Annotated in this window: 17 protein-coding genes; 11 read left to right on the top strand and 6 right to left on the bottom strand. The window is 71.5% G+C overall.

Annotated features, from left to right (window positions below; genetic code table 11):
- Positions 1–40: 40 nt before the first annotated feature.
- The gene (locus AB0B91_RS38635) at positions 41–892 is read right to left on the bottom strand and encodes an alpha/beta hydrolase (RefSeq protein WP_358330742.1); all 852 of its coding nucleotides are present in this window, start codon (positions 890–892) and stop codon (positions 41–43) included.
- A 51-nt stretch (positions 893–943) separates the two neighbouring features.
- Here AB0B91_RS38635 and AB0B91_RS38630 point away from each other — a divergent pair, with 51 nt between their 5' ends.
- Positions 944–1495 (top strand): ABATE domain-containing protein, encoded by a 552-nt coding sequence (locus AB0B91_RS38630; protein WP_358330739.1) that lies wholly within the window; start codon positions 944–946, stop codon positions 1493–1495.
- Between the two features lie 60 nt (positions 1496–1555).
- On the opposite strand, the gene AB0B91_RS38625 is transcribed toward AB0B91_RS38630, so the two are convergent.
- Positions 1556–2908 (bottom strand): MFS transporter, encoded by a 1353-nt coding sequence (locus AB0B91_RS38625; RefSeq protein WP_358330736.1) that lies wholly within the window; start codon positions 2906–2908, stop codon positions 1556–1558.
- A gap of 46 nt (positions 2909–2954) precedes the next feature.
- Here AB0B91_RS38625 and AB0B91_RS38620 point away from each other — a divergent pair, with 46 nt between their 5' ends.
- Complete coding sequence (locus AB0B91_RS38620) at positions 2955–3473, top strand: helix-turn-helix domain-containing protein (RefSeq protein ID WP_358330733.1); 519 nt, start codon at positions 2955–2957, stop codon at positions 3471–3473.
- Between the two features lie 33 nt (positions 3474–3506).
- Positions 3507–4127 (top strand): pyridoxamine 5'-phosphate oxidase family protein, encoded by a 621-nt coding sequence (locus AB0B91_RS38615; RefSeq protein ID WP_358330730.1) that lies wholly within the window; start codon positions 3507–3509, stop codon positions 4125–4127.
- Between the two features lie 11 nt (positions 4128–4138).
- On the opposite strand, the gene AB0B91_RS38610 is transcribed toward AB0B91_RS38615, so the two are convergent.
- Entirely contained in the window at positions 4139–4309 is a 171-nt protein-coding gene (locus AB0B91_RS38610; RefSeq protein ID WP_358330727.1) for a hypothetical protein, read from the bottom strand.
- Positions 4310–4670: 361 nt separating this feature from the next.
- Between AB0B91_RS38610 and AB0B91_RS38605 the strand changes: the two genes are divergently transcribed.
- Positions 4671–8168, top strand: coding sequence for a WD40 repeat domain-containing serine/threonine-protein kinase (locus tag AB0B91_RS38605; RefSeq protein ID WP_358330725.1), 3498 nt, complete (start codon positions 4671–4673; stop codon positions 8166–8168).
- A gap of 64 nt (positions 8169–8232) precedes the next feature.
- Here the strand turns inward: AB0B91_RS38605 and AB0B91_RS38600 are convergent, their stop codons facing one another.
- Entirely contained in the window at positions 8233–8718 is a 486-nt protein-coding gene (locus AB0B91_RS38600) for a hypothetical protein (protein ID WP_358330722.1), read from the bottom strand.
- An 80-nt stretch (positions 8719–8798) separates the two neighbouring features.
- Between AB0B91_RS38600 and AB0B91_RS38595 the strand changes: the two genes are divergently transcribed.
- From AB0B91_RS38595 to sthA, 4 genes are all read left to right on the top strand, one after another.
- A complete protein-coding gene (locus AB0B91_RS38595) occupies positions 8799–9914 on the top strand; it encodes an MFS transporter (protein WP_358330719.1) in 1116 nt (371 codons plus the stop codon).
- A 92-nt stretch (positions 9915–10006) separates the two neighbouring features.
- Entirely contained in the window at positions 10007–10258 is a 252-nt protein-coding gene (locus tag AB0B91_RS38590) for a hypothetical protein (protein ID WP_358330716.1), read from the top strand.
- A gap of 15 nt (positions 10259–10273) precedes the next feature.
- Positions 10274–10408: an FAD-dependent oxidoreductase gene (locus tag AB0B91_RS38585; RefSeq protein ID WP_358330713.1), complete on the top strand. Its 135-nt coding sequence runs from the start codon at positions 10274–10276 to the stop codon at positions 10406–10408.
- Positions 10401–11813, top strand: a complete 1413-nt coding sequence (gene sthA, locus AB0B91_RS38580) for a Si-specific NAD(P)(+) transhydrogenase (protein WP_358330710.1) — start codon at positions 10401–10403, stop codon at positions 11811–11813. The genes AB0B91_RS38585 and sthA overlap by 8 nt, the downstream gene beginning before the upstream one ends.
- A 58-nt stretch (positions 11814–11871) precedes the next feature.
- Here the strand turns inward: sthA and AB0B91_RS38575 are convergent, their stop codons facing one another.
- Entirely contained in the window at positions 11872–12660 is a 789-nt protein-coding gene (locus tag AB0B91_RS38575; protein ID WP_358330708.1) for a DoxX family protein, read from the bottom strand.
- Positions 12661–12695: 35 nt separating this feature from the next.
- Complete coding sequence (locus AB0B91_RS38570) at positions 12696–14225, bottom strand: MFS transporter (RefSeq protein WP_358330706.1); 1530 nt, start codon at positions 14223–14225, stop codon at positions 12696–12698.
- A 185-nt stretch (positions 14226–14410) separates the two neighbouring features.
- Between AB0B91_RS38570 and AB0B91_RS38565 the strand changes: the two genes are divergently transcribed.
- The 3 genes from AB0B91_RS38565 (at position 14411) to AB0B91_RS38555 (ending at position 19484) form a co-directional block, all read left to right on the top strand.
- Positions 14411–16165, top strand: coding sequence for a hypothetical protein (locus tag AB0B91_RS38565; RefSeq protein ID WP_358330704.1), 1755 nt, complete (start codon positions 14411–14413; stop codon positions 16163–16165).
- A 15-nt stretch (positions 16166–16180) separates the two neighbouring features.
- A complete protein-coding gene (locus AB0B91_RS38560) occupies positions 16181–17077 on the top strand; it encodes a haloalkane dehalogenase (protein ID WP_358330702.1) in 897 nt (298 codons plus the stop codon).
- 64 nt (positions 17078–17141) lie between these two features.
- The gene (locus tag AB0B91_RS38555; RefSeq protein WP_358330700.1) at positions 17142–19484 is read left to right on the top strand and encodes an AAA family ATPase; all 2343 of its coding nucleotides are present in this window, start codon (positions 17142–17144) and stop codon (positions 19482–19484) included.
- The last annotated feature ends 69 nt before the right edge of the window (positions 19485–19553 follow it).

The following is a 19553-nucleotide window of genomic DNA, read 5'->3' as shown; positions in this document are numbered from 1 at the left end:
ATCCGCGCCGCCCAGCCCGTCACCCGCGGGTGCGCCGGGGTCAGCCGGACGTGAGGAAGTCGCGCAGGTGTGACAGCACGATGTCGGGGCGTTCCTCGGCCAGGAAATGGCCGCAGTCCGGGATCTCCGCGCCCCGCACGTCACGGGCGTACTCACGCCAGATGTCGAGCACCGGCACCCGGCTCGGCAGCCCCGCCGACCCCCACAGGGCCAGCACCGGCATCTCCAGACGCCTGCCCGCGTCCCAGTCGGCGTCGTCGTGGGCGGCGTCGTGCGGGAAGGAGGCCCGGTAGTCGTCGAACCCGGCCCGCAGCGCTCCGGGCTGGGAGAAGGCCCGTACGTACTCGTCCACCTCCAGCTCCGCCCGCCGTACTGTCCACTTCTCGAAGAAATAGCCCAGATAGGCCGCCACGTTCGCCCCCGCGAGCAGCTCCGGCAGGTCGGGCTGCAGGTGGAAGGTCCAGTGCCAGGTGCCCAGCGCCATCCCCGACCGCATGTCGAAGCGGCGCCACATCTCCCTGGTGGGGATGATGTCCATGACGATCAGCCGCTCGACCTCGCCGGGGTGGTCCAGCGCGTAGCGGTGCGCGACCCGCGCGCCGCGGTCGTGGCCGGCCAGCGTCAATGTCGAGTGGCCGAGCGAGCGGACCAGGGCGCGGATGTCGGCGGCCATGGTCCGCTTGTCGAAGCCGGTGGTCGGCTTGTCCGTCCGGCCGTATCCGCGCAGGTCGGGTGCGACCACCGTGTAGCGCTCGGCCAGTTCGGGCATGATCCGCCGCCAGCAGTGGCTGGTCTGGGGCCAGCCGTGCAGCAGGACGAGCAGCGGCCCGTCGCCTTCGATCAGGTAGTGCATCCGGAGCCCGTCGAGCTCGGCCATCCTTGATTCAGCCATTGGTAACTCCATGATGAGGTTACAGGGGTAACCGCATCATATAGTTAGGGAATGGACTGGGTGTGGGACGGGGGCCGGTCGAGTCTCGATCTGATCAACACGTACCGCGACAGGAAGACCGGCGGCCGGGAGATGCTGCGCGAGCCCGCCGATCTGGCGGCCTGGCTCGACGCGGCGGGCTACGCGGGCGCGCGGGCGGACGAGGGACTCCTGCGCCAGGCTCGCGACCTGCGGGACGCGATCAGCCGGTGCGTGGACGCCGTCCTCGCGGGCGCCGCTGGCGTGGATCCGGTTGATCTGGAGGTGGTCAACGCCTGGGCCGCGCGGCGCCGGGCGCCGGTGGTGCGGCTCGCTCCCGACCTCTCCCTCGTACGGGTGGCGCCACTCGATCCGGCGGGCGGGGCGCTGGCCGACATCGCCTACGACGCCGTGACGCTGCTCGGCGGCGACGACCGCCACCACCTCCGGGTGTGCGCCAGCCCCACCTGCGGCCTGCGCTTCACCGATCGGTCCAACGCGGGCAAGCGCCAGTGGTGCTCCATGCGCAGATGCGGCAACCGCGAGAAGGTCCGCCTCCACCGCACCCGCCTCAAGGACGGCTGACGGGCCCGGCTCGGCGAGAGGTGGCGACCGCCGCTCAGCGCCGACTGACGGCGCCGCTGCTCAGCGGCTGGTGACGAGGGCGGCCACGGCCGTGGCTCCCGTCAGTGCGATGCATGCCGCCACCGCGATCACCACCCCCTGCTGCGCCCCGAACCCCCCGATGACCCCCGCCACCCCGGCCGCCCCCAGCGAGCTGCCCACGTAGCGGGCGGTGTTGTTCGCCCCCGACCCCATGCTGACCCGATGCGACGGCACGCTCTCGATCGCGAGGTGCGTGATCGAGGAGTTGATCAGCCCCGCCCCGGCCCCGCTCACCGCCAGCCCGCCGACCACGAGAACGGGCACGAACGTCCCGCCCAGCCCCAGCAGTCCGCCGAAGCCCAGCGCGGTCAGCGCCAGCCCGAGCGCCAGCCGCGCCGCCGTGGCCAGCCGCAGCCGCCGGGACAGCAGCGCGGAAAGGAACGACAGCCCGGACCACAGCATGAACAGCAGCGCCGTCGCGAGCGGCGTCAGACCGTGCGCCGTCTGCAGCACGGTCGGCAGGTAACTCATCAGCCCGACCACCGCCGCCCCGACCACCAGCGCCCCGCCCGTCGCCACCAGGAACACCGGCCGCCGGAACAGCTCCAGGTCGATCAGCGGCTCCGCCCGCCCCCGCTCGACCAGCACGAACGCCGCCACCAGCACCACCGCCGCCGCGAACGCCACCAGCACCACCGGCCGCGACCAGCCGAGACGGCCCTCGGTCACGCCCGCGAGCAGCGCGGCGACGCCCAGGCTGAGCAGCACCACGCCGGGCACGTCGAACCGCCGGGGCACGGCCGAGCGCGACTCCTCCAGCGTGCGCGCCGACACCACGGCCAGAGCCAGCGCGCACACCGCCATCAGCCAGTACGCCGCCCGCCAGCCGGTCACCTCCGCCAGCACCCCGGACAGCAGCGGCCCCACGGCGGTGCCCAGCCCGATCATCGCGCCGTAACGACCGGTGGCCCGCACCCGCTCGACCCCGGAGGGGAAGGCATGGCCCACGATGCCGAGGCTCGCCGCCAGCATCGCCGCGCTCGCGCCGCCCTGCACCAGCCGGGCCGCCACGAACACCACCACAACCGGGCTCAACGCGGCCACCACGCTGGCGATCGCGAGCACGGCCGTGCCCGCCACCAGCACCCGCTTGCGGCCGTAGTCGTCGGCCAGCCCACCGGAGACCAGCAGCAGCGCCGACAGGCCGAGCGCGATCGAGCCCAGAATCCACACCGGCCCGGTCGGACCCGCGCCCAGCTCCCGAGCGGTCTGGGGCAGCGTGACCATCGGCACCGTGTAGTTCGTCAGCGCGAGCAAGGGCGCCATCGACGCCACGGCGAGCGTTCGGCGACCGGGCACGAGGAGCCGAGTCGGTTCAGTGATTGAACTCATGCCGCGCAAGCTACCATGGTTCAATGAATGAACTGAAGGGGGTGGCATGGCGCTAGGCAAGAACTACGACGCTCAGGACTGTTCGCTCGCCAAGGCCCTGGAGGTGATCGGCGAGCGCTGGACACTCCTCGTCGTACGCGACGCGATGTACGGCGTACGGCGCTACGGCGACTTCCTCGCCCACCTCGACATCCCCCGGGCGGTCCTCTCGCAGCGGCTGGCCGCGCTCGTCGAGGCGGGGGTCCTCGACAAGCGGCGCTACCGGGACGCGCCGCCGCGCGACGAGTACATCCTGACCCCGATGGGCCATGAGCTCTGGCTACCGGTCCTGGCCCTGGCCGAGTGGGGTGAGCGGCATCTGACCAGCACCGGACCGCGCCGCGTCTTCCACCACCTGACCTGCGGCACCCGCATCGACGGCGCCGCCCGCTGTGCCACCTGCGGCGTCCAGGTCCCGATCGGGGAGGCGGAGGTGCGGCCCGGTCCGGGCTTGGCAGGCACCAGGGACGATCCGGTCAGCGAGGCATTGCGGACCCCTCACCGGATGCTCGATCCGATTCCCTGACAGAATTGCGCGTAACCCCCGAGAGGAGACGGCATGAGCTGGGCGGAGATCGACTCGGAGACGGAACTACGCGAACTACTGGGTGAAGTGATGCCGCGAGCGGCCACCAAGGACCGGCCGCGGCTGCACGAGCGCGACCGGGAATGGCTGGCGAACTCGCCGTTCTGCTTGATCGCCACCTCCGACGCCGACGGCAACTGCGACGTCTCGCCCAAGGGTGACCCGGCCGGCTTCACGTACGTCATCGACGACGCCACGATCGCCATCCCCGACCGGCCGGGCAATCGCCGGGCTGACGGTTTCCTCAATATCCTGAAAAATCCGCATGTGGGGTTGATCTACTTGATCCCCGGCCGCAACGAGACCCTCAGGCTCAACGGCCGCGCCCGGCTGATCCGCGAGGCGCCGTTCTTCGACGACATGATCGTCAAGGGCCACCGCCCGCAGCTGGCGCTCGTCGTGGAGATCGAACAGATCTTCTTCCACTGCGCCAAGGCCTTCCTGCGTTCCGCGCTCTGGAAGCCCGACCGCTGGCCCGAGGATTCGCTGCCGTCACACGCGACCCTGGTCAAGGACGTGCAGAAGGTCGAAGAGACCATCGAGCAACTCGAGAACTACTATGGTGAGACGTACGCCAAGAAGCTCTACGGCTGACCTGCGGGCGGTCAGGCGGCGGGGGTAGGGCCTCCGGGGAACCGGATCACGTTGCGGCCGCTGTAGGCTCGGAGATCGACGACCTTGGGGTCGTGCGCGACGGGCTTGCGGCGGTCTCCCGACCGGATATCGCGGATCTTGTGCCGGGCGACGTGTGGCGGCACCACCACTAGTCTCTTCATCGTGAGCCCCCCGTGACGTTCTTGTTACCTATGTTATCTACAGGTACCCCGGTAAGTTCGATGTAAGTATCGTTTCAGTAAGGTAGCCGACGGCCCGATGGGGTACGCAGGTCCAGGCCCGTGTTGCGATCCTGTCGCCGCTTCGCCGGCTTGACGATCCGCACGCGTCTCATGATCTGCCCCCTCTCTTGTACCTGTACTGTGCGCGCCACCGCTTGACAGTGGCTTGGCGGCGAGTTGCAGCCGCCATGCGCCACAACCTAACCGGAGGACGTCCGGTCGTTCCACGCATTTCTACCGGGTGAGTGGCCAGCCGCCGATAGGTGAAAACTTCGGACGATCAGCTGTCATCTCATCCTCTGTGGAAGGGCTGAGCGCGGGGGACCCGCAGCACATCGGCGACTACTGGCTGGCCGGCCGCCTCGGCGCCGGCGGGCAGGGCGTCGTCTACGAGGCGTACGACACCGAAGGCAACCGGGTGGCGGTCAAGGTGCTGCACCCCTCGCGTGAAGGGGGCGGACGCGACCGGTTCGCCAAGGAGGCGACCGCCGCGGGCCGGGTGGCGTCGTTCTGCACCGCCCGGGTGCTCGCCACCGATCTCGAAGCCGCCAAGCCGTACATCGTCTCGGAGTACGTACCGGGGCAGAGCCTGCGCCAGGCCGTCGAGGGCGGCCGCCGGTTCGCCGGGGACGACCTGCACCGGCTGGCCACGGCCGTCGCGACCGCGCTGACCGCGATCCACGACGCGGGTGTCATCCACCGCGACCTCAAGCCCGACAACGTACTGCTCGGCCCCGACGGTCCGCGGGTGATCGACTTCGGCATCGCCCGTACGCTCGACATGTCGCTGACCAAGACCGGCGAGGTGGCGGGGACGCCCAGCTACATGGCGCCCGAGGTGTTCACGGGGCAGCGGGCCGGGCCGGCCGCCGACGTGTTCGCGTGGGGCGCGGTCATGGTGTTCGCGGCCACCGGCCAGGACCCGTTCGCCGCCGACAACCTGGGCGGCGTGATGCACCGGGTGCTGTCCGCCCGCCCCGACCTGGACGGCCTGCCGTCCCGGCTGGCGTCGCTGGTGTCGGCCGCGATGGAGAAGGACCCCGCCGCCCGCCCGGCGGCCCGTGACCTGCTCCTCGCCCTGGTCAGCGGCAACGGTACGGACACCGGCGGGCTGCTCGCCGCGGGCAGCCGCGCCGCCTTGGGCGTGCGGGCCGCCGCCCAGGGCGATCCCGCGCTGGGCACGATCGCCGAGGACGCCTACGGCGCGCTCGCGCCGGAGGAACGCGACCTGGCCGCCGAACTGTTCCTGCGGATGGTCGCCATCGGCGACGACGGCCACGAGACCGCCAGGTGGGTCCCGCACGACGAACTGTTCGGCGGCCGTCCCGAACCCGAGGTGGAGGCGATCCGGCGCGTCCTGCGCGCGTTCTCCTACGTGGTGACCAGCACCGAGACCGCGGTCACGCTGTCGCGTCCCGGCCTGCTGCGGGCCTGGCCGAGGCTGCGGACGTGGCTCGACGCGGACCGCGACGGCCTGACCGTACTGGCCCAGATCACCAGCGCGGCCGGCCACTGGGCCGGCAACGGCAGGCACGACGGCGACCTGCTGCAGGGCAGTCGCCTGGAACGCGCGCTGAGCTGGGCCGCCACCGGGCGCCGGCACGTGACGCTCACCCCGCGCGAGCGCGACTTCCTGCGCGCGGGCTCCGCGCTGACCCGGCGGCGGGCCAGACGCCGGACGATGACCACGGTCGCGCTCGCCGCGCTGCTGGCGGTGGCGCTCGCGGCGGGCGGCCTGGCCGCCTACCAGCGCCAGCAGGCGGCGGGGCAGCGGGACGTCCTCCTCGCCGAGCAGGTGGCGGGCGGGGCCGACCGGATGCGCACCACCGACCCGGTCAAGGCGATGCTGCTGAGCGTGGCGGCCTGGCGGGTGTCACCGGGGACCGCGGCCAGGTCGAGCCTGATGTCGTCGCTGCAGCAGCAGGAGACGGCCGCCTTCCGCGACCCACCGGTGATCGGCATCGCCAACCGCGCCTTGAGCGGCGACGGGCGCACGCTGGTGAGCGTGAGCGAGGCCGGTGTGAACGTCTTCGACGTGCGCACCGGCAGGCGTACCGGCGGCTGGAGCCCGCTCGGACTGAAGGGCGAGATCCTCCAGGACCCGGTGCTGAACAGGTCGGGCAGTCTGCTGGCCCAGACGACAGGTGACGAGGTCGGCGTCTGGGACCTCGCCTCGGGCCGGCAGTTGCTACGGAAGCCGCTGCCCCAGGCCGGCAACGGCGGCCTGTACCCGGTGTTCGGCGCGAACGACTCCGTCCTGACGCTCAAGTTCGCGGACGACATCTACCGCCTGCTGGACGTCAAAACCGGAAAGATGTTCGGCAAAGGCCTGTACGGCACCATGGACCTGGCCCAGACCCCGCTCGTCGACCCCACGGGCAGGCACCTGCTGCTGACCGGCGAGCGGTTCGACGAGCGGGCCCTGCCCGGTTGGACTACGGAGCGGCGTTACCCGGCGTGCCACAAGCACCCGTCCACGGCGGCGTTCACCCCTGACGGGAAGACGCTGGCCTGCGCCGACAGCGACATCGTGCTGGTACACGCGGCGACGGGGCGCGAGTTCGACCGGCGGGAGGACGGCTGGGACTGCGACATCTGTACCAGGGGCTATACACGACTGCGCTTCGGGCCCGGCGCCGACCTGTTGATGGCCTTCGAGGGCCGTGACATCCGTGTATGGAAGGTCTCCACCCGCCAGGAGATCCTCACCTACCGGGCGGAGGCCGATCTGACCGATGCCGCGCTCGACCCCGACGGCAGGACCCTGCGCTACCTGATGGACGACCAGGTCGTCAGCGTCGACCTGGCCCCGCGGCTCGCCTCCACCCGGGTCAAGGGGGATGCCGAGTTCAGCCCCGAGGGGCAGTGGGCGGTGCTCGGTGGCTCCGAGGCCAAGCAAACCGAACTCTGGGACCTGCGCCTGCATCGAGTGGTCGCCCGGTTCGCCGCCGATCCCAACGCCGATACCGTGCGAGCCTTCGACCGCGCGGGCACGCGGCTGCTCATGGGGGGAGACTTCGGCAAGATCCAGCTCTGGGATCTGGTGACGCGCAAGCGGCTCTGGAGCATCCCCGCGCCACGGAAGGACACGAATCCGGTATACGCCGCCGAATTCAGTCCCGACGGCCGGACCATCGCGGTGACCCTCTCGCCCTCGGGCCAGACCGGCCCGTTCTGGCTGCTCGTCTTCGACACCGCGACCGGCCGCACCCGGTACCTGCTTCCGACCCTCGGCGACGGAGGGCCGTTCACACCGGACGGGAAGGAACTGGTCGCCAGGGGCGGCCGGTTCATCGACATCGCCACCGGCAAGCCGGTCGGTCCCGGGTACGACTGGTCGTATGCGACCAACGCCGGAGCGGTGATCAGCAGCCGGGGGCTGATGGCGAGGAGCGAGGACACGACCGGCCGCATCGCCCTGTGGGACGCTCGCGGGTCCACGGCGCGGCAGCCCGCCCTTCCGCGTGCCGCAGGGGAGGTCGGCGGGCTCGACTTCTCCCCTGACGGCGGGTTGCTGGCCACGTACACCACGAACGGCATGCTCCAGCTCTGGGACGTGGCGGCCAGGCAGCGGCTCGGCGGTGCGTTCAACCTGCACGACATCAACGTGGGCGACCTCGGGTTCAGCGCCGACGGCGGCACGCTGTACGCGGCGATCGAGGGGACCGTCTTCGAGACCCCCGTCGACCCCGGGCGAGTGGCCGCCGCCGTGTGCCGGCGTGCCGGACGCACGCTCTCCGCCGCGGAGTGGGACGCCGCTTTCAAGGACGTCCCATATCTCGACGTCTGCCCGCAGTAGACACCCGGCCCGCACGTACAGGCGTCCGTACTCCCGGCCCGTCCGCACGGGCGGCCTGGTCGGGTCAGCCGGCGCAGTTGCCCCAGGAGTTGCGGCCGCCGCCGGCCTCGACGCGGCCGCTGGGGTCGCGGGTCCAGCCCCAGAACTTCACGCACTTCCAGCTGCCGTCGACGTGCCCGGTCTCGGCATAGAAGCGGTACTTCTGTGAGTCCTCCGACCGGCCGCCACCCCGCACCACGATGCTGGCACCCGTGATGGTCTTGGTGCCGAGGTAGGCCGTCTTGATCGCGGCCACGCAGTTCTTGCCGGAGCGCTTGCTGTACATCAGGTACACGTGCCCGAACACCGCGCCCTCGCGCGTCCGCATCGCCCGGTGACCGTCCCTGACCCTGCGGAAGCCGGGCCCGCAGACCCGCTCCGGCGTGTAGGGCGCGGCCGTCACGGACGAGGCGGCGGAAGTCGCGATGGTGGGGGTGGCAGTGGCGGCGGCGGGGGTGGCGGCGATCCCGGCGGCGGCCAAGCCGGCCGCGATGGCCGTTCGCGTGAGCACAAGAATTCCTTCGATTGGGGATATTAAGGACGTTAAAGATCTTTACTGGGCATAACCGTAATGCATGACAAGGGGGACTGGTGGGGGAACGCGGCATACCGCTGATCGCGGTCAGCGCGGCCTGGGGCGGGTTCTGGGGCTCGTGGTCGGCGCTGCTGCCGGTGATCAAGGACCAGCTCGGCGCGTCCCCCGCCGAGCTGGGGCTGGCGCTGAGCGCGGTGCCGGTGGGGGCGATTCCGGCCATGGCGGTGGCCGGGCGGCTGACCAGGGGCAGGGAACGTACGGCGTTGATCGCCGTCACCGTGGCCTTCGCGCTGAGTGTCGTGGCCATCGCGCCCGTGGGCTCGCCGATGGCGCTCGGGCTGACGCTGCTCCTGGTCGGCATGACCAGCGGCGCGCTCGACGTAGCGCTGAACATGACCACCGGGCGGGCCGAGCGGGAGCACGAGCGCAGGCTGTTCCAGCAGGTGCACGCCGCCTTCCCTTTCGCGGTGATCGTCGCGGCCCCCGCCACCGGGCTGGCCCGCTCGCTCGGCGTGGGCGCCGGCACGGTGCTGGTGGTGGCCGCGGCCCTGGTGCTCGCCTCGTCGGCGTCACTGCCGGCCCTGCGCCTGGGCCGGGGCCTGCCCGCCACCGGGGGAGCGGGCAGCAGGCGGCGCTGGACGGCCGCGATCGTGATCGGCGCGCTGACCGCGTGCGCGCTGATCATCGAGAACTCGATCGAACAGTGGTCGGTACTGCTCCTCGAAGACCACCGCGGGGCCTCGGCGTTGGTGTCGAGCGCGGCCCCGGCCGTCTACATGGCGGCGCTCACGGTGGGGCGGATCGCCGCGCAGGCGCTGCCCCGGCTCACGCTGCGGACGTTCTACCTGGTGGGCGGGGTGGGCGGACTCGCGGGGATGGCGCTGGCGGGGCTCGGCGGCTCGGTCCTGGCGTCGATGGCGGGGTTCGCACTGGCCGGGCTCGCACTCGGACCGCTGGTGCCGGCCGTGCTCAGCCGCGCGGCGGCCGACGACGCGAGCGGGGTGCTGGTGTCCACGGTCTCCGCGATCTCCTACACGGGCTTCGTCATCAGCCCGCTGCTCGTGGCCGCCCTGACGAGCCGGCTCGGCCTGCCGGGCGCCCTGGCCGCCCTGGGGCTCCTGGCCGTACCCCTGGTGGGCCGCTATCTCGCGGAACGGCCTTCACCGGACTGACCCGGGTTGCCAGCTGATGAGGGTGACGGATTTTCATCGGAAATGGCCGTCCCATGAGACAACGAGGACCGGCATCCGGGTATCCCCGGGCCATGGCCGTCTGCGAAGCGTGTGGCAACGATTACGACATGTCCTTCGAGGTGCACGCCCAGGGCGCGGTGCACACGTTCGACTCTTTCCAGTGCGCGATCCAGTCCATGGCGCCGATCTGCGAGCACTGCGGTACCAAGGTGATCGGGCACGGCGTCCAGTCGGGCGAGCACTGGTACTGCTGTGCCCACTGCGCCCGCCAAGAGGGCACCCAGGGAATCGTCGATCGTGTCATGGCGGGGATGTCCGGATAGGTGGACACTTGATGTGTGGCCGATTTTGACGTTCTCGTCGTAGGTTCAGGACCCGGCGGGCAGAAGGCGGCCATCGCGGCCGCACAGCCCGGCAACCGGGTCGCCGTCCTCGCACGCCCTCACCTGATGGGCGGCGGCACTCATGTATGACTTCGATGTCCTCGTGCTCGGCAGCGGTCCCGGCGGGCAGAAGGCGGCGATCGCCGCGGCGAAGCTCGGCCGGCGGGTCGCGGTCGTGGAGAAGACCCACATGCTCGGCGGCGTGTGCATCAACACCGGGACGATCCCCTCCAAGACGCTGCGCGAAGCGGTCCTCTATCTCACGGGCCTCAACCAGCGGGAGCTGTACGGGGCGAGCTACCGGGTGAAGGAAGAGATCACGGTCGCCGACCTCGGCATGCGTACCCAGCACGTGATCGGCCGCGAGATCCAGGTGATCCGCAGCCAGCTCGGCCGGAACCACGTGTCGGTCCTGCAGGGAACCGGGCGCTTCCTCGACCCGCACACCATCGGGATCGCCGCCGACGAGGAGAAGGAGGAGAAGAAGGTCACGGCCGAGAAGATCGTGATCGCCACGGGCACCTCACCGGCCCGTCCGTCCAGTGTCGAGTTCGACGACAAGACGGTCATCGACTCCGACGCGATCCTGCACCTAGACCAGGTGCCCGAGACGCTCGTCGTCGTCGGGGCCGGGGTCATCGGCATCGAGTACGCCTCGATGTTCGCGGCGCTGGGCACCAAGGTCACCGTGGTCGAACGGCGGGACCGGATGCTGGAGTTCTGTGATCTGGAGATCGTGGAGGCGCTGAAGTACCACCTGCGGGACCTCGCCGTCACCTTCAGGTTCGGGGAGAACGTCGCGGCGGTCGAGCGGCGCCCCCGCGGGGCGCTGACCGTGCTGGAGAGCGGGAAGAAGATCCCCGCCGACTGCGTCATGTACTCGGCCGGACGTCAGGGGAAGACGAACGAGCTGTGCCTGGAAGCGGCCGGGCTCGCCGCCGACGACCGGGGCCGGATCACGGTGGACGAGAACTACGCCACGACCGTCCCGCACATCTACGCCGTCGGCGACGTGATCGGCTTCCCCGCGCTGGCCGCCACCTCGATGGAGCAGGGCCGGCTGGCCGCCCAGCACGCGTGCGGCGAACCGGTCGCGGAGATGCAGGGACTGCCGCCGATCGGCATCTACACCATCCCGGAGATCAGCTTCGTCGGTAAGTCCGAGGACGACCTGACCCGTGACAAGATCCCCTTCGAGGTGGGCATCTCGCGTTACCGCGAACTGGCCCGGGGACAGATCATCGGCGACTCGTACGGGATGCTCAAGCTCCTCGTCTCCTCCGAGGACCGGCGGCTGCTCGGCGTCCACGTGTTCGGCACGGGCGCCACCGAGCTCGTCCACATCGGGCAGACTGTCATGGGCTGTGGCGGCACTGTCGACTACCTGGTCAACGCCGTGTTCAACTATCCGACGCTCGCCGAGTCCTACAAGGTCGCCGCCCTGGACGCGATGAACAAGATGCGGGTGATCGCCCGGCTGACAGCCGAGCTGTGACCCGGGTGATCGCCACCCCGCGATCTCGGCGGTGGCTGGGGCGATCCCTCGGAAGGGGTCACTCGTCGGGGGTCGTGCGGCGGCCGCGGGCGGGTGGCTTCTTGCGCCCGGCCACCAGCGTGTCGCCCGGTGCGGCCGAGGGGGTCGGCTCGTCCGTCGGCTCTGTCCCCGACCGGCGCGGCCGTACATGCGGGGCCGTGTCCTCCAGCCCGGGCCCGTCCGGCTCACCCTCGGACGAGCCGGAGCGCGAGCCCGATGACCGGCCTCCCGACGGCTTGCCACCCGAAGAACCGCCCGAACCGCCCGAAGAACCCGAACCACCAGAACTCGCGGAGCCCGAGGAGCCGCCCTTGGGCCGGGCAGGCGCGCGGAACCCAGGGGAGTCGGGGTCGCGCAGTGCCGCGATGACCTCGTCGGCCTCCGTCTCGGCGGCGAACTCGTTCGCCGCCGCCGATTCCCTGCGGCGGATCACCACCAGGTGGTCCACCGATATCCGCCCGGCCCCCACCACGGCCAGCAGCAGCGCGGCCACGCCCAGCAGGATCAGCTCGTTCGTGCTGATCGGATTGAGCGGCGGCGCGATCAGGAAGACGGCGAGGGCCTCGGCGAAGAGGATCAGTCCCATCACCGACACGATCAGCCCGGCGATCAATAACGCCCCGCCGATCAGCTCGGTCAGCATGGTGACCGTGGCCCAGGCGCGTGGCGCGGGCGCGCCCTGCGCGAGGAACTTCGCCCCCGTGGCGTTCAGGCCGTCCTCGAGCTTGGTCCAGCCGTTCGCGAAGAAGATTCCGCCCACGCCGAGGCGGGCGACCAGCGAAGCAAGATCACGAAAGGCCTGTTTCACGGTTGTTGTCTGCCCTAAGCGGGACATCACACACCTCAATCACGGCGGAGCAGCGTGGCCACGGCGACGGCGGTCAGGCTGAGCAGGACGACGCTCACGACGACGGTCGTGTGCAGGGCATGGACGAAGGCCCACCGGGCGGCGTCGAGCAGCGCGCCGCCGGCGCCACCGCCGATCTCGTCGGCCACGTGCGCGGCGCTGGCGAGAGACTGCCTGGCCTCGTCCATGCCGCCGTCGGACACTCCGGGGACGGCGGGGAGCGCGGGCGCGTACGCGATGGTGGTGATCGTGCCGAGCACGGCGACTCCGAGCCCGGCGCCGAGCTCGTAGGCGGTCTCCTCGATGGCCGCCGCTCCGCCCGCCTGGGACTCGGGGGCCGAGGACATGATCGTGTCGGACGCGGCGAGCAGCGCCACCTGCACGCCGAACCCGATGCCCACGAAGCAGATCGCCAGCAGCACGGGGTGCGCCTCGACGCCCCAGGTGAGCGTGGGGGTGAGCGCGAGCGCGACGAGGCCGAGCCCGCCGCTCATGGTGGCGCGCATGCCGATCTTGGGCAGGATGTGCGCCGCGGCCAGCCCGCCGGAGATCGCCGAGATCACCAGCGGCAGCATCCTGATGGCCGCGTGCAGCGGGCTGTCGCCGAGCACGAGCTGCAGGTATTGCGCCAGCATGAGCTGGAGCCCCACCAGCGCGAACACGCCCAGGAGCACTCCGGCGACGCCGGTGGCGAACTCGCGCCGCCGGAACAGCCTGACCTCCAGCAGCGGCGACGCCAGCCGGGCCTGCCGCCGTACGAACCAGACCAGCAGCGCCACTCCGGCGAGGAAGACCAGGACGGAGGCCCCGAACGGGATCAGGCTGCCCGCCCCGGCCTCCTTCAGCCCGAACGCCAGCGCCAGGAGGCCCACCACGGAGAGCGCGGCGCTGAGACCGTCCCACGGCTGCCCGCTGCGCTCCCGCGACTCCGGCAGCAGCCGGGCGGCGGCGGGCAGTAGCACGAGCAGGATGGGCACGTTGATCAGGAAGACCGCGCCCCACCAGATGCCGACGAGCACCCCGCCGATCAGCGGTCCCACGGCGGCTCCCGCGGCGGCGACCGCGCTCCAGATGCCCAGTGCGATGGCCCGCTCGCGCCGGTCGGGGAAGACCTGGCGGATCAGTGACAGCGTGGCCGGCATGATCATCGCGCCGCCCACCCCGAGCAGTGCCCTGGCCAGGATCAGGACCAGGGCCGTGGGGGAGAAGGCGGCGATGGCCGAGGCCACCCCGAACAGCACGAAACCCGCGAGCACCAGCCGTTTGCGCCCGTAGCGGTCGCCGAGCGTGCCGAACAGGACCAGCAGCGGCGCCACGACCAGCGAGTAGACGTCGATGATCCAGAGCAGTTGCACCGCCGTCGGCTCCAGCGCCGCGGTCAGCGTGGGAACGGCGATGTGCAGGACGGTCGCGTCGACGGTGATCAGGAGCAGGCTCAGGCAGAGCAGCACCAGGATGGACCAGCGGTTGTCCCGATGTTCCTGAACCGCACGCCGGAGAGCCGGTGCGGCCTGAGTGACGGTCATGGGCCTCCTTGCAGGCCGATCCGATCTCACGCAAGGCCCACATGAACTTGCGTGGCAGCTTAGGCCATGCCATGCGATCCGGACAGCGGTATCGGGTGATCCACGGCCTGAGCCACCTCTCTAGAGAGACACAGCCATATGTCCCGGCCTATCCAACTCTGTCCGGTCCGCCGATCATGGACATCGTGGGGACCGCGGAAAGTGCCGACAGGACCGCCAGATCTCCCCGCGAATGGTGCGAAGAGGCGGTTGCCAGGCTGAGAACGGGACATCCCGACACCGCGCTGGAGGCCGCTCAACTGGCCGCCGACCTGGAGCCGGCCAACGAGTGGGCCTACCGCCTGATCAGCCTCGCGCTGGAGCGCCAGGGCCGCGACGCCGACGCGGTCGCCCCCGCGGAGCACGCGGTGAGCCTCGCCCGGGGGTCCTGGCCAGCGCGGCTGCGGCTGGGCACCGCGCTGCGCCGCGTCCCCGGCCGCTGGGCCGAGGCCGTCGAGCAGGCGGCGCTGGCCCGCAGGTACGCCCCCGAGGAGGCCGACCCTCACGTGCTGCACGGCGACCAGGCGCTGCTCCGCGCCGAGCACGCCCCCGCAGAGCGTGCCTACCTGACCGCGCTCGACCGGGATCCCGCGCATCCGCAGGCCCGTGTCAACCTCGGGCTGACGCTGCTGCGCTGGGACCGCTTCCCGGCCCACCGCGACCCCGCCTGGCCGATCGACGCGCGCGAGAGCGGGCGGGCCAGGCGGGCGCTGGAGGTCTGGTCGCGCCAGTCCCGCCTGCTGGTCGCGCTCGCGACGATCGCCGTCGTCGTGGCCGCCCTCGCCTTCGACCGGGGTCGCGAGGGCCGGCTCGGCGGCCTCCTGGTGCTGGTCCTGCTCGTCCCGATCACGCTCAGGCAGGCGCGCCGGGTCGGGGTGTGGTCCTACGTGCCCGCCATGCTCGGCCGCGATCCCTGGCTCGGCGCCGCCCTGGCGTCGGCGGCCGTGTCGGTGGCCGCGTTCGCGGCCTGGCTGACGCTGGGCGCGCTGCCGGCCATGCCGTCGGCGTTCTGGGCTGCTCCGCCGGGCATGTCGTCGGCGTTCGACCCGTTGTGGGCGGCCCTGGCGGGCATCGTGGTGCTCGGCTGGCCGGTGACGGCGGCCGTCCGCGCGCTGGCCGAGTTGTGGCGCGGCAGTCCGCTGCGGGCCCTGGCCCAGTTCGCCCGGGTGCCCGCCGAGCGCACGGCCAGGCGGAACGGGGGAGTCACGCTCTGGATCGTGCTCGGCCGGACGTGGTCGGTGCTGGTGGCCCTGGTGTGCGGGGCGCTGGCCGTGGAGCCGCGGGCCGCCGTGCTCGCGGTGGCGGTGCCGTACCCGATGCTGGCCTCTTACCGGCGGACCCGCTACGGCGAGGACACGTGGCTGACGGTCGCGACCGGCCTGGTCGTGCTGGCGTCCGTGGCCTGCGCCGCGGGCGGCCTGCTGGGGCTCGTCTGGGCGTGGCGGGCCGGGCTCGGCGCGCTCTGCGCTGCGGTGGTGGTGTTCGCGCTGCGTGCCGCGCGCGCCTGGTGGCGCGGCGGGCCCGGCCCCTGGCGCGCGTCACTGATCATGTGCGACCTGCCCACCGGTGACGCGCCGTCGGTCGCGGTCACTCCGGAGATACGGCAGGCGTTCGCGTACGCCAGAAGCGTCGTCCTGTCCTTCGGCGACTCCCTCGGCCCGCGCGTCGTGGGCACGGCGGCGACCGTCACCCCGTCGGGAGAGCTCCGGCTGGTCCCCGAGCCGCAGGCCCGCGCGGCCGTCGCGGCGGATCCCCGGGTGGCGGTGTTCGCCGCCGATCCGTTGCAGCGGAGGTTCTGGGTGGAGGTGCGCGGCATCGCCGTGGCCGATGCGGACCTGCTGCGGGTCACTCCCAAGCAGGTGCTCATGGGGGAATTTCCTGGGCGGCACCAGCGGCGCTAGCTAGAATATCGTTCTATGCGGACTCTCCGTACCCCCGAAGAGCGTTTCGCCGACCTGCCCGACTTCCCGTACGAGCCGCGCTACGCCGAAGTGGCGGACGGCCTGCGCATGGCCTACGTCGAGGCGGGCCGGGCGGACGGGGCGCCGGTGGTGCTGCTGCACGGCGAGCCGACCTGGTCGTTCCTCTACCGCCACGTCATGCGCGAGCTGGCGGCGGCCGGGCTGCGGGCCATCGCCGTCGACCTGGTGGGGTTCGGCCGCTCCGACAAACCGGCCGAACGGGCCGACCACACCTACGCAAGGCAGGTCGAGTGGACGCGCGCGCTGCTGTTCGACGCGCTCGGGCTGAGCGGCATCACCATGGTCGGGCAGGACTGGGGAGGCCTGATCGGGCTGCGGATCGCCGCCGAGCACCCGGAGCGCGTCGCCATGATCGTCGCGGCCAACACGGGCTTGCCGACCGGTGACATTCCCATGCCCGACGTGTGGCATCGCTTCAGAGCCGCGGTGATGAATGCTCCCGCGCTGGATATCGCCAGATTCGTCCAGGCGGGCTGCAAGACCGAACTCCCAGCGGCGGTGCGCGCCGCCTATGACGCCCCCTTCCCGGACGAGTCGTACAAGGTCGCCGCGAAGGCGCTGCCGGGGCTCGTCCCGATCACGCCCGACGACCCCGCCGCGCCCGACAACCGCGCCGCCTGGCAGGTCCTCACCACGCTCGATCGCCCTTTTCTGGTGGCGTTCTCCGACGGAGATCCCATAACCGGAGGTATGGCGCCGATCCTGATCAAGTCGATGCCGGGTGCGGCGGGACGATCACATCCAGTGATCACCGGCGCCGGTCACTTCCTCCAGGAGGACGCGGGCGGCGAACTCGGCCGCCACATCGCGGAGTTCGTCACCGCCACCTAGCGTGTCAGGTCCGCCCAATCGTCGGTCTGGTGCGGTATAACCAGGGGCGGACCGGGGAGGCGTGATGCGTGAGTCCGGCAGGGCCCAGGCCGCAGGGCGGACCGCGGCGCGGGATCTGTTTGAACAGGTGCGGCTGCGCTATTTCCAGCTTCCTCCGGCGGTGCGCCGGGTGATGCACGTGGTGGTGCTCATCGCCACCGTCGGCGTGGCCGCCGCGCTCGGCTGGGATCTGTTCAAGACCTTCCTCATCACCCTGCTGGTGCTCGCGTTCCTCGCGCTGACGCTGCGCTTCCCGCGCGCGGCCGCGACCGTGCTGGTGCTCGCGGGCTGGTGCGCGCTGCTGCCGGTGTTCTACGCGCTCTTCCCGCCGCCCTCGATGACCCCCACGCTGCTGACGCTGCTGGCCGTGCCCGTCGCCGCCGCCGCGCACCTGATCCGCTGGGTGACGCCGTGGCTGACCGTGCTGATGGCGCTCGTCCCCGCCGGGGCGCTGGCCGCGGCCGTCTCGCCGGTCTCCGGCTCCGTCGCGGTCTGGGTCGCCTACGCCGCCGCCACCGCGGTCCTCGTCCACCGCTTCATCGCCGCCCGCCGGGCCAAGGGCGCGCTGACAGCCGAGGAGCAGGTCCGGGTCAGAGCCCGCGAGGGCAGGCCGGAGCCGCCCGCCGAGAAGGCCGGCGGGCTGCCCGACATCTCGGTCGAGGACGCGCTAGCCGAGCTGGAGAACATGATCGGGCTCGTCCCCGTCAAGGAGCAGGTCCGCTCGATCGCCGCCTCCATCGAGGCGTCCCGGCTGCGGGCCGAGGCCGGCTACAAGGCGGGGCGCCCGACCAGGCACTTCGTCTTCCTCGGCCCGCCCGGCACGGGCAAGACCAGCGTGGCCCGGACGGTGGCGAAGATCTTCTACGCGTTCGGCCTGCTCGACACCCCCTACGTGGTCGAGGCGCAGCGGGCCGACCTGGTCGGCGAGTTCCTCGGCGCGACCGCGATCAAGACCAACGAGCTGGTCGACCGGGCGCTGGGCGGCGTGCTGTTCATCGACGAGGCCTACGGCCTGATCAACTCCGCCGACGGCCAGCCCGACAGGTTCGGCGCCGAGGCCGTGCAGACGCTGCTCAAACGGGCCGAGGACGACCGTGACCGGCTGATCATCATCCTGGCCGGCTACGAGCAGGAGATGACCTCGTTCCTGTCCACCAACCCCGGTCTGGCCAGCAGGTTCGCCACCCGGGTGCGCTTCCCGAGCTACTCGCCCGGTGAGCTGGCGGAGATCACCGAGGTGCTCCAGCGGCACCGGGGAGACACGATGGCGCCCGACGCGCGGGCCGCGCTGCTCGGCCTGTTCGAGGACGTCCAGCGGCGCGGGCTCGTCGACGAGCTGGGCAACGCCCGGTTCGTCCGCAGCCTCGTCGAGGCCGCGGCGACGGCCCGGGACGTACGCGTCGTGGGCGCGGGCGGCACGCCGACCACCGAGGACCTGGTGACCACCACGACCGCCGACGTGACCAAGGCGTTCGACGAGCTGACCGCCCGTTTCCGCGGTTACGAGGACACCCCCACGATCGAGGAGGCGCTGGCCGACCTCGACAGGATGGCCGGGCTCGAGCCGGTCAAGCGGCAGGTGCACGCCATCGCCGCCCAGCTCCAGGTCGCCCGGATGCGGCAGGAGCGCGGGCTGCCCACGCCGCCGCAGATGCGGCACTTCGTGTTCGCCGGCCCACCGGGCACCGGCAAGACCACGGTGGCCAGGGTCATCGGCCGCATCTTCGCCGCGCTCGGCCTGCTGGCCAGGCCCGACGTGGTCGAGGCCCAGCGAGCCGACCTGGTCGGCCAGCACCTCGGCGCGACGGCGATCAAGACCAACGAGCTGGTCGACCGGGCGCTGGGCGGTGTGCTGTTCATCGACGAGGCCTACAGCCTGGTCAACACCGGCTACTCCGGCGGTGACGCGTTCGGCGCCGAGGCCGTGCAGACGCTGCTCAAACGCGCCGAGGACGACCGTGACCGGCTCGTCGTCGTGCTGGCCGGCTACCAGCGCGAGATGGACGCGTTCCTGTCCACCAACCCCGGCCTGGCCAGCCGGTTCAGCCAGCGGGTCGCCTTCCCGAGCTACTCCGCGCGGGAGCTGTCCGAGATCGCCGTGCTTTTGGCCGACAAATCGGGCGACCGCTTCGACGAGGAGGCGCTGCGCGACCTCGACGAGGTCTTCGCCTGGGTCTGCGACGAGCGGCTGATCGACGGGCTGGGCAACGGGCGTTTCGCCAGGTCGCTGTTCGAGCGCGCGGCGATGCGCCGTGACGTACGGCTCGCCGCGCTGGCGGGCGGCGGCGGGTCGGCCAGCTCGGCCGAGCTGACGACTATCACCAGCGACGATGTCCGCATGGCCGTGGACGAACTTTCCGGACGTTAACCAGACTCCAGTTTGGCAGTTCCGTGCGCCCCGATGCTCGCATGGTGTAGCAATATGACTACACATCGT

This window comes from Nonomuraea sp. NPDC049141, assembly GCF_040648415.1.
Classification (GTDB): Bacteria; Actinomycetota; Actinomycetes; order Streptosporangiales; family Streptosporangiaceae; genus Nonomuraea.
Note: the sequence above shows the minus strand (reverse complement) of the source record. Positions and strands in the feature narration are given on the sequence as shown.

What these genes read in the sequence shown, in the direction of transcription:
- AB0B91_RS38635 (WP_358330742.1), bottom strand. Translation starts at nt 892, where the DNA reads ATGGCTGAATCAAGGATGGCCGAGCTCGACGGGCTCCGGATGCACTAC.
- AB0B91_RS38630 (WP_358330739.1), top strand. Translation starts at nt 944, where the DNA reads ATGGACTGGGTGTGGGACGGGGGCCGGTCGAGTCTCGATCTGATCAAC.
- AB0B91_RS38625 (WP_358330736.1), bottom strand. Translation starts at nt 2,908, where the DNA reads ATGAGTTCAATCACTGAACCGACTCGGCTCCTCGTGCCCGGTCGCCGA.
- AB0B91_RS38620 (WP_358330733.1), top strand. Translation starts at nt 2,955, where the DNA reads ATGGCGCTAGGCAAGAACTACGACGCTCAGGACTGTTCGCTCGCCAAG.
- AB0B91_RS38615 (WP_358330730.1), top strand. Translation starts at nt 3,507, where the DNA reads ATGAGCTGGGCGGAGATCGACTCGGAGACGGAACTACGCGAACTACTG.
- AB0B91_RS38610 (WP_358330727.1), bottom strand. Translation starts at nt 4,309, where the DNA reads ATGAAGAGACTAGTGGTGGTGCCGCCACACGTCGCCCGGCACAAGATC.
- AB0B91_RS38590 (WP_358330716.1), top strand. Translation starts at nt 10,007, where the DNA reads ATGGCCGTCTGCGAAGCGTGTGGCAACGATTACGACATGTCCTTCGAG.
- sthA (WP_358330710.1), top strand. Translation starts at nt 10,401, where the DNA reads ATGTATGACTTCGATGTCCTCGTGCTCGGCAGCGGTCCCGGCGGGCAG.
- AB0B91_RS38570 (WP_358330706.1), bottom strand. Translation starts at nt 14,225, where the DNA reads ATGACCGTCACTCAGGCCGCACCGGCTCTCCGGCGTGCGGTTCAGGAA.
- AB0B91_RS38560 (WP_358330702.1), top strand. Translation starts at nt 16,181, where the DNA reads ATGCGGACTCTCCGTACCCCCGAAGAGCGTTTCGCCGACCTGCCCGAC.
- AB0B91_RS38555 (WP_358330700.1), top strand. Translation starts at nt 17,142, where the DNA reads ATGCGTGAGTCCGGCAGGGCCCAGGCCGCAGGGCGGACCGCGGCGCGG.